This window comes from Rhizobium sp. BK379, from assembly GCF_014193955.1.
In the GTDB taxonomy this organism is placed as follows: domain Bacteria; phylum Pseudomonadota; class Alphaproteobacteria; order Rhizobiales; family Rhizobiaceae; genus Rhizobium.
In genome coordinates this window covers 1,286,685-1,299,698 of sequence record NZ_JACIAD010000001.1, presented here as the reverse complement: position 1 = coordinate 1,299,698, position 13,014 = coordinate 1,286,685, and the positions used below count along the sequence as shown (strand labels likewise).

The 13,014-nt window shown below is 62.2% G+C and carries 17 protein-coding genes; 6 read left to right on the top strand and 11 right to left on the bottom strand.

Going from position 1 to position 13,014, the window contains the following annotated elements:
* Positions 1-167: 167 nt before the first annotated feature.
* From FHT93_RS06770 to FHT93_RS06760, 3 genes are all read right to left on the bottom strand, one after another.
* A complete protein-coding gene (locus tag FHT93_RS06770) occupies positions 168-1,304 on the bottom strand; it encodes a hypothetical protein (RefSeq protein WP_246781562.1) in 1,137 nt (378 codons plus the stop codon).
* Between the two features lie 108 nt (positions 1,305-1,412).
* Positions 1,413-1,676, bottom strand: coding sequence for a DUF982 domain-containing protein (locus tag FHT93_RS06765; RefSeq protein ID WP_018115171.1), 264 nt, complete (start codon positions 1,674-1,676; stop codon positions 1,413-1,415).
* 668 nt (positions 1,677-2,344) lie between these two features.
* Positions 2,345-2,545, bottom strand: coding sequence for a hypothetical protein (locus FHT93_RS06760; protein ID WP_018115173.1), 201 nt, complete (start codon positions 2,543-2,545; stop codon positions 2,345-2,347).
* 218 nt (positions 2,546-2,763) lie between these two features.
* Between FHT93_RS06760 and FHT93_RS06755 the strand changes: the two genes are divergently transcribed.
* The gene (locus tag FHT93_RS06755; RefSeq protein ID WP_246781561.1) at positions 2,764-2,937 is read left to right on the top strand and encodes a hypothetical protein; all 174 of its coding nucleotides are present in this window, start codon (positions 2,764-2,766) and stop codon (positions 2,935-2,937) included.
* A 134-nt stretch (positions 2,938-3,071) separates the two neighbouring features.
* Positions 3,072-3,302 (top strand): hypothetical protein, encoded by a 231-nt coding sequence (locus FHT93_RS06750; protein WP_029616469.1) that lies wholly within the window; start codon positions 3,072-3,074, stop codon positions 3,300-3,302.
* A gap of 220 nt (positions 3,303-3,522) precedes the next feature.
* Here FHT93_RS06750 and FHT93_RS06745 read toward each other — a convergent pair whose 3' ends face one another.
* The 6 genes from FHT93_RS06745 to FHT93_RS06720 form a co-directional block, all read right to left on the bottom strand.
* Positions 3,523-4,158 carry a DUF1109 domain-containing protein gene (locus tag FHT93_RS06745; protein ID WP_112969394.1) on the bottom strand — a complete coding sequence of 212 codons (636 nt, stop codon included), beginning with the start codon at positions 4,156-4,158 and terminating at the stop codon, positions 3,523-3,525.
* Complete coding sequence (locus FHT93_RS06740) at positions 4,145-4,711, bottom strand: sigma-70 family RNA polymerase sigma factor (protein ID WP_018115177.1); 567 nt, start codon at positions 4,709-4,711, stop codon at positions 4,145-4,147. The genes FHT93_RS06745 and FHT93_RS06740 overlap by 14 nt, the downstream gene beginning before the upstream one ends.
* Positions 4,712-4,922: 211 nt before the next feature.
* Positions 4,923-5,450, bottom strand: coding sequence for a DoxX family protein (locus FHT93_RS06735; RefSeq protein ID WP_113203991.1), 528 nt, complete (start codon positions 5,448-5,450; stop codon positions 4,923-4,925).
* Positions 5,443-6,246, bottom strand: a complete 804-nt coding sequence (locus FHT93_RS06730; protein WP_183846807.1) for a DNA-binding domain-containing protein — start codon at positions 6,244-6,246, stop codon at positions 5,443-5,445. Before FHT93_RS06730 ends, FHT93_RS06735 begins: the two co-directional genes overlap by 8 nt.
* Complete coding sequence (locus FHT93_RS06725; RefSeq protein ID WP_113210624.1) at positions 6,233-7,159, bottom strand: DUF692 domain-containing protein; 927 nt, start codon at positions 7,157-7,159, stop codon at positions 6,233-6,235. Before FHT93_RS06725 ends, FHT93_RS06730 begins: the two co-directional genes overlap by 14 nt.
* 43 nt (positions 7,160-7,202) lie before the next feature.
* Positions 7,203-7,517 (bottom strand): DUF2282 domain-containing protein, encoded by a 315-nt coding sequence (locus FHT93_RS06720; protein ID WP_018115181.1) that lies wholly within the window; start codon positions 7,515-7,517, stop codon positions 7,203-7,205.
* A gap of 224 nt (positions 7,518-7,741) precedes the next feature.
* Here FHT93_RS06720 and FHT93_RS06715 point away from each other — a divergent pair, with 224 nt between their 5' ends.
* Positions 7,742-8,074 (top strand): low molecular weight protein tyrosine phosphatase family protein, encoded by a 333-nt coding sequence (locus FHT93_RS06715; protein ID WP_183846805.1) that lies wholly within the window; start codon positions 7,742-7,744, stop codon positions 8,072-8,074.
* Positions 8,075-8,115: 41 nt separating this feature from the next.
* Here the strand turns inward: FHT93_RS06715 and FHT93_RS06710 are convergent, their stop codons facing one another.
* On the bottom strand, positions 8,116-8,856 hold the full coding sequence (locus tag FHT93_RS06710; protein WP_183846803.1) for a carbon-nitrogen hydrolase family protein: 741 nt from the start codon (positions 8,854-8,856) through the stop codon (positions 8,116-8,118).
* Between the two features lie 212 nt (positions 8,857-9,068).
* On the opposite strand from FHT93_RS06710, the gene FHT93_RS06705 reads away from it, so the two are divergent.
* Complete coding sequence (locus FHT93_RS06705) at positions 9,069-9,974, top strand: LysR family transcriptional regulator (protein WP_183846801.1); 906 nt, start codon at positions 9,069-9,071, stop codon at positions 9,972-9,974.
* On the opposite strand, the gene FHT93_RS06700 is transcribed toward FHT93_RS06705, so the two are convergent.
* Positions 9,963-10,907 (bottom strand): alpha/beta hydrolase, encoded by a 945-nt coding sequence (locus tag FHT93_RS06700; RefSeq protein WP_183846799.1) that lies wholly within the window; start codon positions 10,905-10,907, stop codon positions 9,963-9,965. The two genes, FHT93_RS06705 and FHT93_RS06700, sit on opposite strands and share 12 nt — an antisense overlap.
* A 263-nt stretch (positions 10,908-11,170) precedes the next feature.
* Here FHT93_RS06700 and FHT93_RS06695 point away from each other — a divergent pair, with 263 nt between their 5' ends.
* Positions 11,171-11,611, top strand: a complete 441-nt coding sequence (locus FHT93_RS06695) for a VOC family protein (RefSeq protein ID WP_113115075.1) — start codon at positions 11,171-11,173, stop codon at positions 11,609-11,611.
* Positions 11,612-11,694: 83 nt separating this feature from the next.
* A complete protein-coding gene (locus FHT93_RS06690) occupies positions 11,695-13,008 on the top strand; it encodes an epoxide hydrolase family protein (RefSeq protein WP_183846797.1) in 1,314 nt (437 codons plus the stop codon).
* The last annotated feature ends 6 nt before the right edge of the window (positions 13,009-13,014 follow it).

The window sequence follows — 13,014 nt, the reverse complement described above, 5'->3', positions numbered from 1 at the left end:
GCGACACGGGGTATGCGTATTTCCTATGTCTTTATGTGCTGTCGCTGGGATGCAAGGCGTTTTCTAGCGGAATCTGACCAAGTCTCTTTTCGATAGGTATGCCATAGGGGCTCCGGGCATGACTGCCAACAGTGTCCACGGCACAGTGCAAGCTCATGCAATCTGCATCACCGCAGCGCCGGCAGGCCCCATTCGTCCAGCGAAAAGGCTGCGGCCGGCAAGCGCATTTCGGAGAGATCGACCGGGCGGCGGCGGAATGATGTGGCGGTGTAGGGGAAGGCCAAATTCATGCCGCTGGTATCAAGCTTGAGCGGCAGGCCGTCAGGTGTGAGGCACTGCCTGTTTCCCGCGTCCTGAACTCCCGGCATCAGATCGAACCATTCGCAGGTCTCGCCGAGGATTGTTTCGCTTTTGTCGAGCGAAGTCCTTCCGGTTGCCTCATCGACTTTCAACGACGATGAGCCGTCGTCTGCCGGATGTGCGGCCGTGAGCCGTCGATAGCCGTCTGCGTGCTGATAGGAGATGCCCTGATCTTCGCGCTTGTTCCAGATCTTGATGCTGACGGAGCCATCACCGTGCCGCTGTTCCCGGTAGTGCCAGGGATAATGCCGCAACAAGCGGATCGTCGCGCCGCCGGTGCTCTCCAGCGTGATGTCGAAATCGGGCTGGGAGGGATCGGCATTGCTGTTGCGGCTCGGTCTGAGCCAGTATTCCGGGGTGAGGATTTCCAGTGGCGGAAGGACCTCGGCGGGGGCGACGTCACGGCGGTCAAGGCTGACGAGACGGGTGTGGTAGATCGGCACGTCGTTCGGCGTCAGCAGCCTTGTCTCGATGACGATGCCGTCCTTGGTGGCGCAATTCTGCTCGCGCGAAATGAACGTCCCTGGTGAGGGCGGCCTGCTTACCGTTTCGCTCCATGTGCAGCTTTCGCCGGCAATGGACGAGACCTCCGCGAGCGGCTGCGGCGCATCCGCTTTCGCGATGTCAGGTTTGCGGGCGCGAAGAAGAAGCTCGAGATATGTAATTTCACCATCCGCCTGCCTGCTCCAGCGCAGAACGGGCCTGGCCTCATCCGGTCCGAAGCCGATGCTGGTCCGGCCGCCGCGCAGCGTTTCGCTCAGAAACATGCCGTCGTGATGGATGATGGTCACAGTCGGGTCGACCGGCTTGCCATCCTTGTCGAGCGCCTGCATGACGGCGACGTAGTCCGGCTGGAGCGGGGAGGCATCGAGCGTCGGTTGTGCAACCGCGGCCTGCGTAAAGGCCATGCAGACGATTGCCCCTGTTATTGCTGCTGTCTTCATTGCCTCTCGGGTCTTCGAACCTGCGCGCGTCATCGCGCCGCCGAAGCAGATGACGGTTCTACCGAGAAAATCAATGCAGTCTATGTCTTTTGCCCCAAAAGGCGTCCTTCAATGGACAATCGTCAGCGCCGCGATACCCGCCTCGTCGGCGGCGCGCAGAAATGCTTCCCGGAACTGTTCCGGAGCCACTTCTCCACAGATGGCGTCGATGCAGGCTTTGACGGCGATCATGTATTCCTCGCCATCATCGAAAGGCCAATCCCGGATTAGCAGATATGCGGCATCGCCGAGGGTACGCACGACAGTGTGCGTCTCCCGACCGCGCAAAACCAGCCCGACCGGCGCGAATACCGATGACGTATTCCAGCTCATTGTCCTCGACCCCTCAAGGCACGGAGATTGAGACCCTCAAACACACTATACGCGTGAATTATGAAATTCGGAATTGCGGAATGCGTGAATGTTGAGTGCGTGACTTATTTGCCGCGGCCAAAAGAAAGGGCGCTCCACGACCTGATGTCGGAGCGCCCTGTGGCTGCATCGGCGTCAGTTGCGGCGGAGGCCGATGGCAGGCGAGATCAGAAGATCGCATTTGGAACGAAATGGCAACGCTCGGCGCCCGGCGACGCCTGCAAGCGGTCTGCAGTCCACAAGATTTCCACAGGTTATCCACAGGCACGGCCCGATCTCGGCCAACGCTTTCAACAACATATGCCAGATCACGACCGGCGTGCTCCAGATGGGTGATGTGACTCTCGGACGACACCGGGAATATCTTCCGGGCAAACTGCCCTAAAGGCCACAATGCCGGGCTATGGTGTCCCTCCCTCCTTGAGCGCTGGGCGGCGGACGCTCGGAGGCGGGAGGCGGCAGGCATACATGAGGGCCTGCCGCCTTCATCATCTGCCATTCGGGCCGGATCCGCGGATTTCAATGGAATTTTCGAGGTTTGCGTCTTCGCAAATAAAAAGGACCCGCTCACCAGGGAGCGGGCCTCAGGGGTGCCCGGAGTCGGACGGGCATCGCGGAAAAACGGTCGGTCAGATATAGGCCGCGGCATCGACGCTCCAGGTTTCCGACATCTTCGATGTCGGGAAGCTGCCATCGCCTGCGGGACGGGCGTGCTGACGGGCTGCAGCGTCGAGCAGGGCTGCAAAGGTTGCCAGACTGATCTTGTCAGCGCGAAGCATCTGGCGGATCAGTGGATCTCTCAGCATTTCCGATGGTGTCATCTCGTGCATGGTTATCTCCAGTGACTGGTTTCCGACGCTTGCGGCATTCTAGATCCGTATTGCTATCAATGCATGTCGCAGCGATGGCGAAAAGACGGCATTTGAGGTTCATTCGGGCTAGCTCCAATGTGCGATTGGTCTGCCATTTTATCGGATGCTACCGTAGCGCCCCAGAAGAAACCGTAGGGGAGGACGGTCATATGGAAGGCAGGCATGGGGGAGCAAGAATGTTCGACGAGATCATCATGCGGATGGCCCCGCGAGAGACTGACAGCAGCACGACCAACGGCAAACCCCTGCCTCTCATGGACTTGATATATGCGCCGGCCGTATTGAAGGCCCGGCCCGCAAAGGTGCGCAAGCGCATCGGCAAGAGGAGAATGGCAAAGCTGGACCTATGACATCAGGCCTTGGCAACGCAATTTTGACCATGAACGTATTTTCTGACGTTCACTCACATTTCGCCGATTGCATGTCTGCGGGAAAGCCGCTTTCTTGTCATCCTCATCCCTCTTTCAGAGACCTCACGACCGCAATGAACCGTTACGACATCGAGCGCCGGAATGACGACGACTGGACTGTGATCGACCGGCTGACGGGCGCACCCGTGCCGCATCTGCCGGAAAAACTCGGAAGCAGGCTTGAGGCCCAGGCGCTCGCCGATTTTCGCAACCGGCTGGCCATCCCGCAGCAGGAGCGCATACGCTCCCGCCTCGATACGCTGCGGCTCGCCTGGCAGGCGCTGACAGGCAAGCGCATACGCTAGAGCGTTCTAGCCGCCTGGCATAAAAAGGCCCGCCGAAGCGGGCCAACAATTGGGAAACAACAGGCTGGATCGCACGACGCCCGTGTGGTGCATGCTTTTATCAAAGAAAAGGACGCCGTACGGTCCGGGTATCAGACTGGGAGCGGCGCCAAAAGTTCCCGGTGGTTGGCGATATTTTGCCAAGTCCGCGCGGCATCGATCGATACCGACCTCGCGCGCCTCACCAGCGAAGAATTTTCCGGCCAAGCAGGAACCCGGCTGCCGTCGCGACCAGGATGCCGATCGAGTACCATGTCGCCAGAAACAGCGGGCTGTCATCGGGGCAGTGCCAGGCATAGATGGCGGCCGCAATGCCGCCTGCGGCAAGACCCGCCACCGCGCCCGCCGTGCCCGGATTTTCCGGCGCCCCCTGACGGACCGAATAGAGGATGGCGGCAAGCGGCGCGATCGAAAGCGTCGGCACGAAGAACAGACAGAAGGCGGAAAAATGCCCCTCCATGCTCGCCGCCCAGTCCGCCTGCGGCACGACGAAGAGCTCGGTCGCAATACCGGCGATCAATACCACCAGCGGCAGGATGAGGGTCAGGGCCGCGGAGCGCAGCGAGATGCCCGGTTTGCCGATCCGGAAGGCGAGGCGGGTGGCCGTCACGGCGATCAGCAGGGTGGTGCCGAGCTTGAAGAGGACGCGCGGCGTCTCGATCATCTCGGCCATATTTCTGCGGATGCCGATGGTGGAGATGAGAAGTGCGGCTGAAATCACCACGCCGATGGCAAGCGCGATCATGAAGACGCGACCGAAGCGGATGCGGACGCGCGCATCCTTTGCCAGCATGTTGATCAGGTCATCCGTTTTCACGCGTATTGCTCCGATAGAGGGCCGCCAATCCCTTGAGCGCCCTGTGCAGCGCCACTCGCACGGCGCCTTCCGTCATCTGTAGCCGCTCGGCCGTTTCGCGGATGCCGGCGCCGCCGAGCGAAATGGATCGCACGATTTCGCGCTGCGGGTCGCGCAGGCCTTCCAGCATGCGGTCGACATCGATGCGGTCGGCGCCATCCTCCTGGTGGTCGGCTTCGAGCGTCTCCATCACATCCTCGATCGGGACCGAAACATGGCGGCCGCGCCGGCGCAGGCTGTCGATCAGCTTGTTGCGCACGATCGTCGAAAGCCAGGGACCGATGGGGCGGGAAATATCCCAGGTCCCGCGCTTCAGGTGCACTGCCAGAAGAACTTCCTGCACCACGTCTTCCACCTCGCTCGGCGGGGCACCGAACTGGTCGCAGCGCCTGCGCGCGATCGAACGCAGATAGGGTGTCACGGCCTTCAGGAAACGGTCATAGGCCGTTGCGTCGCCGGCGATCGCCGCGCGCATCCAGGCCGCCCATTCCTCTTCGCGGGCCGAATATTTCATCCGCTACTTACCTCTACGCACGGAGCCACGTGTTTGTTACCGTCATCCTGAAAAATTTGATGACGCGGCGCGTGAGGCAGAGCCAGCGTCGGCGCCTATTGAGCGCATCGGCGGGCAAACGGCAAGAGTGGTGCGGCAACAAAGCGCAAAAGCCGCCCGGCGCGATGAGGAGCCGGGCGGTTGATCATGTCGATGACTGACGTCGACTGTTCTAGCTTTTGGCAGTGCCTGACATCCGCGCGATCAGATGGTCGAGCGACAGGCGACCCGGCCCGTAGCGCATGATGGCAAGGGCCATTGCCGCCCAGGTGATATGGATCGGCCAGCCATCGGGCACTGTCAGTTCGACGATCAGGGTCATGAACAGCAGGCCGAGACCGGCAAAGCGGGTGGCAAGACCGAAGACGAGCAGCGTCGGAAAGGTGATCTCGCCGCAGCCGGACAGGAAGGCCATGACCGCGGGCATCGGGAAGGGATAGGGGCCACCTGGCAGGTGCAGCATGAATTCCTGGGTGAAGAGATCGATTGCCGTATCGTTCAGCTGCAGGAAGCCATCCCATTTCAGGATGCCGGAGCGCCAGAAGGGAACGGCAAGCGCCACGCGGATGACGGCCTGGACGATATCGGGCTGGGCGACGGCCCGGACAAGTCCGTCGGCCGTCGCCACCAGCCTCGCCAGCGGGGAGAGAGCGCCGTTGCGAGGCTTGTTGTGGGCATTGGAGTCAAGCATATCAGACATTGGAATTCTCCAGTTCGATCGCGGAAAAAGCGCCGGCTGCGATCGTCTCGCCGATGGCGGCAGACAGATCGAAGGCAGGCCAGGCGTCGAGGCCGGCGGCGACGGCTGCGGCAAGGCATTCGCGCGAGAGCAGCGCATTGAAGAAGGCGGCTCCGCCCGGTGGCAGGAGGCGTACTGTGACGTCGTCATCGATACGGGTAATCAACCCGTCCTCGGGGCGATTTTCGACGCGGGTAACGGGATCCGTGCCGCGATTCATGGCAAAGATGGTGACAGCCGGATAGGCGGATGAAACCAGCCGCGTTGCCGGATGCGGACGAAACGTTACGCCGCCCAGTCCTTCCTGCGGCACGGCGGCGAGTGTTTCGGCCGTCAATGCAGCCGCATCGGCGGCGTGATAGGCATCCAGCCAGGCGCGCTCGATACGCGCCACGTCCGAGAGCCAGGGCATTTCCTGCGCATATTCGTAGCGGTCGATGAAATCGGGAAAGTCACGTCCGTATTCGAACAGCAGCCGCGAGGAGGGCGGCGTCTCGCGCACATGAAAGCGGGCCATGGCGCGGAAGAAATCCGGCCCGGTGATACGCTCGACCGCCGGGAAGATCGACGACAATGCGGCAATCAGGCTGACGGTGACATTGTTGCGATAGACATTGTATCGCTTCTCCGCCCGTTTGCCGCGCGGGCCGGTGACCAGAGCAGGCGCCGGGGCATCCGGATTGAGCAGCGTGGCGGAGAACTGCCCGGCGAAATCTGGCAGCATTGGCCGGATCGGCACGATTTCAGCCGAGCGCATGGGCAGTTCCCCTGTCATTGGCATGGCGATCCAGAATGGCCTGCGCAGCCAGGGCCTCGGCGCGCAGCACCGGCCAGTCGGGGATCTTGCTGTCCCATTCGATCAGGGTCGAGATCGGCCCGCATCTGGCAATGACGATCTCGTAAAGCTGCCAGACGGCATCGGCGACCGGGCCGTCATGGCTGTCGATCAAGAGCAGCTCGCCCTCGTCATCCTCCTGTTCGGCGTGGCCGGCGAGGTGGATCTCGCCGACCTGAGACAGCGGGAAGTCACGCAGATATTCCAGCGCCGAAAAGCCGTGATTGGTGGCGGACACGAAGACATTGTTGATGTCGAGCAGCAGGCCGCAGCCGGTGCGCCGCGCGATCTCGCGAATGAAATCCGTCTCGCTCATCGAGGATTCCGCAAAGAGCACGTAGGTGGAGGGGTTTTCCAGCAGGATCTGCCGGCCGATCGCGTTCTGCATCTCGTCGACGTGGTCGCAGACATGGGCGAGTGTCGCACCGGTATAGGGCAGCGGCAGCAGGTCGTTCAGATAGGTATCGACATGTGTCGACCAGGCGAGATGCTCTGAAATCAGCGCCGGCTCATAGCGGTCGACGAGGTCCTTGAAACGCCTGAGGTGTAACTTGTCGAGCGGCTGCGGGCCGCCGAGCGACATGCAGACGCCGTGCAATGAAATCGGGTGGTCGCGGCGCACTCTTTCGAGTGCGCGATGCGGCGGGCCGCCGGCGCCCATGTAATTCTCGGCATGGATCTCGAAGAAGCCCTGGGGGCCCGATATGGCCGAGATCGCCGCAAGATGCTCCGGCTTGAAGCTGGTGCCGGCCACGCCGGCAAGCTGATATGTCGGAAAGCGGAGGGTGCTCTCCGTCTCCATGGGAAGGTTGGACGCCTTGTCGACGTTTTTCATCTTCGCCTCCGCTTTCCTTGATCCTGGTCTGATTGCGGGCGGCTTAGATGTCGCGCGTCAGCGGCTTCAGCGAACCGTGACGGCCACCTGGAATATCGAGCGAGGCGCAGGTTCCGCCCTGGACGAATTTCCACGAATTGCCCTGGAAGTCTTTCACCGAAGTTCCCTGGCAGGTCGTGCCCGGGCCGGCGGCGCAATCGTTCTGACCCTTGAGCGCAACGCCGTAGCACTTCTCCTTGTGGGCGGCGGTTGCAGCAGCAGCTTCAGCCTTGGTCAGCGGGGCGGCACTGGCCATCGTGGCAAGAGCTGACGTGATCGCGCCGGCAAGAAGGGCGGTGCTGATGGAAGTCTTCAACATTGGTAGTCTCCGTTGCTTGAAACGCCCCTGTTTCAGCGGGGCACGTCGGGGTATTCGCAACGGGAAAGCGGGTTGTTACAGGCGTGGCGGTAACGAAGGCGTGATGTTGTTTTGGGGCGCGCGGAGGGTGCTTCCCCGCAACGGAATCGTTTTGCGGGGCGCAAGGATGATGCTTATGCTGGTGCAATCATCCGTTCGATCCCAGTTTGCGGACAGGCTCCGATATGTCGACCAAACCTCGAAACGTGCTGTTTGTCTGCAGCCAGAACAAGCTCAGAAGCCCCACTGCCGAACAGGTGTTTTCTGGACGCGAGGACATCGAGGTGTCGTCGGCGGGGACAAACAACGATGCCTGTAATCCGCTCGATGCCGAACAGGTGGAGTGGGCCGACATCATCTTTGTGATGGAGAAGGCGCATCGCGGCAAAATCACCCGCAAATTCCGCAAGTCGCTGAACGGCAAGCGCATCATTTGCCTCGACATTCCCGATGACTATGAATTCATGGATCCGATGCTGGTCAGCCTATTGGAGCGCAAGGTTCCCAGATACCTGTGAACCGACTGATCCGGTTGGATATCCAGCAGTGCTGTTGCGCTCTACATATCGCCGGGGATATCGAACACGAGCAGACCGGGGGCTTCGAGAGGGAGCTGTGCGACAACGTCTCCCGCGGGGTTCAATACCGCCGTCGGTCCCCAGGAAATGCGTCCCTCGCGTTCCCCCGTCACGTCGGCGGAGATGAGCCACAGGCCGGTTTCCCGGCAGCGCTCGCCTCTGGCGGCGTTGTGCACGTCCCGGAATTTTTCGGCATTGGCGCGCGGCATCATGTTGTTGGCGCAGCAGACGAGGAGGGATGCGCCTGTGAGTGCGACCTTGCAGGCAGCATCGGGGAAGCCGGTGTCGTAGCAGATATTGATGCCGAAGCGCAGACCATCGACCGTGAAGACGGATGTCTCGGTGCCCGGCTGGAAGAAGTTTTCTCCCTTGAGCAGATGCGCCTTGCGATATCGGCCGATCAGCTTGCCGTTCTCGATGACGACGGCGGTGTTGAACAGCGCTTCGCCTTCAGCCTCGATCATGCCCATGACGATCATGGGGCCGGCATCGGCGAGCCGGCTCATGACGGCGGCGAATGCAGGGGATCCGAGATCCATGGCGGCTCGTCGTGCCGTTTCGGGCTCCGTCAGATAGCCCTGCAGAAAACCTTCGGGAAAGATGAGGAGGCGGGCGCCTTCCGCTTCGGCCTGACGGATCATATCGAGCGCGCATGTCAGGGCGGCCTCGACATTTTCGCGATATTCCAAGGTCTGGGCGGCGGCGATGCGGACGGTTTTCATTCCGGGTTCCGGTTATTCTCGCAATTATCCGTATCCGAGCAGGCGAGCATCCGTCCACCATGATCGCTACTTCCTATGCCGAGGCCGAAGAGATCGTTTCCGCGGTGTAGGGCGAAGCGGATGAGCTGACCGCGATCGACAGCCACCCATCTATCGGTCGGAGTTTCGAAGGTTTAAGATTTCCACGGGGAAGGCGGGATAAGGCTGCGGGGATGGACCGGCTGGATGCGATGCGCGTGTTGCTTGCCGTTGTCGATGCCGGCAGCCTGTCGGCGGGCAGCAAGCGGCTGAATGCGCCGCTGCCGAGCGTCAGCCGCAAGGTGGCAGAGCTGGAGCGGTCGCTCGGCGCCAGTCTCGTCATCCGCACCAGCCGGAAGCTGCAGCTCACCGATGCCGGGCGCGATTATGTGGAGGCGGCGCGCAAGATCATTGCCGATATGGAGGAGGCGGAGCGCCGGGCTTCCGGCGAATATCAGCGGCCGCGGGGAACGCTGACGATCACCATGCCGGTGGAATTCGGCAATCGCTATGTGCTGCCGATCGCGCTGGATTTCATGGCCGAGCATCCGGAGGTTTCGCTGAACCTGCTCTCGCTCGATCGCACCGTTCATCTCGTCAGCGAGCAGGTGGATGTCGCCATCCGGCTGGGGGCGCTGGCGGATAGTTCGCTCTATGCCGTCAAGGTTGCCGAGTTTCGGGTCCTGACCTGCGCGAGCCCGGATTATCTCAGGCGTTGCGGGTGTCCGCAGCATCCGGGCGATCTGCCCGAGCATGACGGGATCATCTTCAACAGCAGGACATTTTTCTGGACCTTCGATATCGATGGCCGGCCGGTGGAGGTGGTGCCGCGCCATCGCATAGAGGTCAATACGGCGGCAAACTGCGTCGCCGCCGCCGTGGGCGGAGCCGGCATCGCCAGGCTTTTCGATTACCAGATCCCCGGCGAACTTGCCTCCGGTTCTCTCGTGCCTGTTCTTGATGGTTACACTGGCGCGCCGCAACCGATCCATATCGTCTATTCGCGCCAGGGCTTCCTGGCGCTCAAGGTTCGCTCCTTCATCGACTGGACCCTGCCGCGGCTGCGCGAAGCCTGCCGGAGCTATGGTTCAATCCAGTAAGGCACGGATTTCGGCGACGATCCGTTCCGGCGCCTGCAGATGCGGATAGTGGCCGATGCCGGGCAGGACGTCGAACGGCGCGCCGGTCCTTTCGGCAAATTCTGCGCCCATGCGGCTGTCGATATAGATGTCCTTTTCGCCCCAGATCACCTTTACCGGCGTCCGGAGCTTGCCGAGCTTTGCTTCCAGAAGATCCTGGTCGCGGGTGAAGGCCGCGTAATAATGGTAGAAGGCGTCGGCGGAGGTGAGGGCGCCGTTGCTCCAGCCGCGGACCATGTCTTCCTTCACGCCGGCAGCGAGATCGAACTGCTCGTCCTCTGCCAGACCGCGCCTGTAGACGTTTTGAAGGATCTCGTCGCTCGTCTGGTTCATGACGGCGCGGGTAAGGGACGCCGCCGGCTCGCTCTTCAGGTTCTGCAGGCGCTCATGCATATAGGCCGGCCGGTTGAAGGGGGCGAAGTCGCCAACGATAATGCGCCGTGCGATATCGGGCTCGTCGAGGGCCAGGAGCAGGGCGGGCAGGGCGGCGATATCGGCGGCATAGATGGTCAGCTTCGAGTGGTCGATGCCTGATTTGTCGATATAGGCCTTCAGCACGCCGGCATAATCACGCGGCGAATAGGAGAAGTTTTCGGGCCGCGACGACAGGCCGTATCCCGGCCAGTCGAAGGCGTGCACTTCGAATTCATCGCCGAGCGCGGCCGCCATGTCGCCCCAGACGGCAGCGGTTTCGGGAAAGCCATGCAGGAAGAGCACGATACCTTTCGCGGCCGGATTGTGGACGACGAACCGCCTGAGGGTGATATCGCCGCTGATGGCAATGGTGCCAGCTTCGGGCCTTGCGGCTGCAATCGCGCCGGCGCTTGCGGGTGTCAGTGTCGCGCCTGTGATTGCGGCGGCGGCGAGCAATGCTCCAAGTGACGATGTCATCATGTCCGTTGTCCTTCTCTCCGGCGGCCGTGCTGGCTGTTATTGAGCCTCGTGGTCGCGACCGGGTGAATCCTCGATGACAAGGATCGTGCATCGCGCCTGGCGCCGGTAGAGCGCATCGGTGAGAGCCTGCCTCTCACTTTCCCGCAGTACCGGATGATCCGTCCACGCCGTAAATCGTCTCCATCCGCGGCGCCGGGGAATGGCCCGCGTCCACCGCAGGCAGCAGGCAGAGGCCGTGCTGTCGCATGAAAGGATGATGAGACATGAACGACATGACCGTAAATCTGAAAAGCGCCGAGCCTCAAAGAGTGCGGGGCCTGCCGGGTCACTCGACCGTCGGCACCAATAATCTCGAGGCTGCGGCCGAATTCTACGACAGGCTAATGGCCGTCTTCGGCATTGGCCGGTTTCTGGTCCAGCCCGGCAGGGCCGTCTATTACGGCGAGCGCACGCTGGAATTCGGCGTGATAAAGCCCTTCGACGGCCGGCCGGCCAATGTCGGCAATGGCGGCATGGTGGCTTTCGAGGCACGCTCCCGCGCTCAGGTGCGCGAAGTCCATGCAACTGCGCTGCAGGCAGGCGGTTCGGACGAGGGCGCGCCGGGGCCGCGCGGGGAGAACGGCGAGGGGCCCTACTGCGCCTATTTCCGCGACCCCGAGGGCAACAAGTTCCTGGTTTACCGGGCCGGACCTGACGAGGCCTGAGATCGCTTCCGGTCCATTTCAGGCGCATGATGTCGGGCGTCTGAAATGCGGCCGCGAACCTTCCGATGGAATGGAGGCATGTCATGAAATCAGGGCAATCAATCGAGACATTGAAGGTGTCACGGCGTTCGCTGCTATTTGCGGGCGCGGCGGCCGGGGTTGCAGCGACGCTTGCTTCGGTTGCGGCTGCGGCCGATCCGGTCGCGGCGGAAGCGCCGACCGGCGAAATCCGGCCGTTCCGGGCCAATATTCCCGAGGCCGCACTTGCCGATCTCAGGCGGCGGCTTGCCGCCACCCGCTGGCCTGACGGGGAAACCGTGCGCGACCGTTCGCAGGGTGTGCAGCCCGAGCGGCTGAAGGCACTCGTGGACGAGTGGCAGTCTTCCTACGACTGGCGCAAGGCAGAGCAGAGGCTGAATGCCTTTCCGCAATTCGTGACCGGGATCGACGGCGTGGATATCCACTTCATCCATGTGCGCTCCCGCCATGAAAACGCCCTGCCGCTGATCATGACGCATGGCTGGCCGGGATCGGTGTTCGAGCTGATCAACGTGATCGGCCCGCTGACCGATCCGACCGCGCATGGCGGTACGGCCGGCGATGCCTTCCATCTGGTGATCCCGTCGATCCCCGGCTTCGGCTTCTCCGGCAAGCCCTCGGAAAAGGGCTGGAACCCGCAACGCATTGCGGCCGCCTGGGACACGCTCATGAAACGGCTCGGCTATACGAGCTATGTCTCGCAGGGCGGCGACTGGGGTGCGATCATCAGCGATGCGCTGGGGCGACAGGCGCCAAAGGGCTTGCTCGGCATTCACGTCAACAGGGTCGAGCGCGCCACTACCTTTCCGCCCGACGCCGCTCAGGCGCTGATGAGCGGTGCGTCGGCGCCCGACAGCCTGTCACCGGAGGAGAAGGTGATCTTCGCGGAGGCCCGGGATTTCCTCGCCAATGGCTTCGGTTACGCCGCGATCATGGGAACGCGGCCGGAAACGATCGGCTACGGGCTTGCGGACTCTCCCGTCGGGCTTGCGGCCTGGCTCTATGACAAGATTGCCGACTGGGTGTTTACCCGCGGAGATCCCGAACAGGCGCTCGGCCGGCAGGCCATTCTCGACAATATCACGCTCTATTGGCTGACCAATACCGGGCCTTCGAGCGGGCGCATCTACTGGGAGAATGTCGCAGGTGGAGCGAAGCTGGAACCGGTCAAGGTTCCGGTCGCGGTCACTGTTTTTCCCGGCGAGGTCTACCGCCCGCCGCGGCACTGGCTCGCCAGGGCCTACCCGCAGCTGATCTATTACAATGCGGCTGAAAAGGGCGGGCATTTCGCCGCCTGGGAGGAGCCGCAACTCTTCGCCGGGGAGGTCCGGGCCGCGTTCAGGACCTTGCGCTCCTAGAAGATC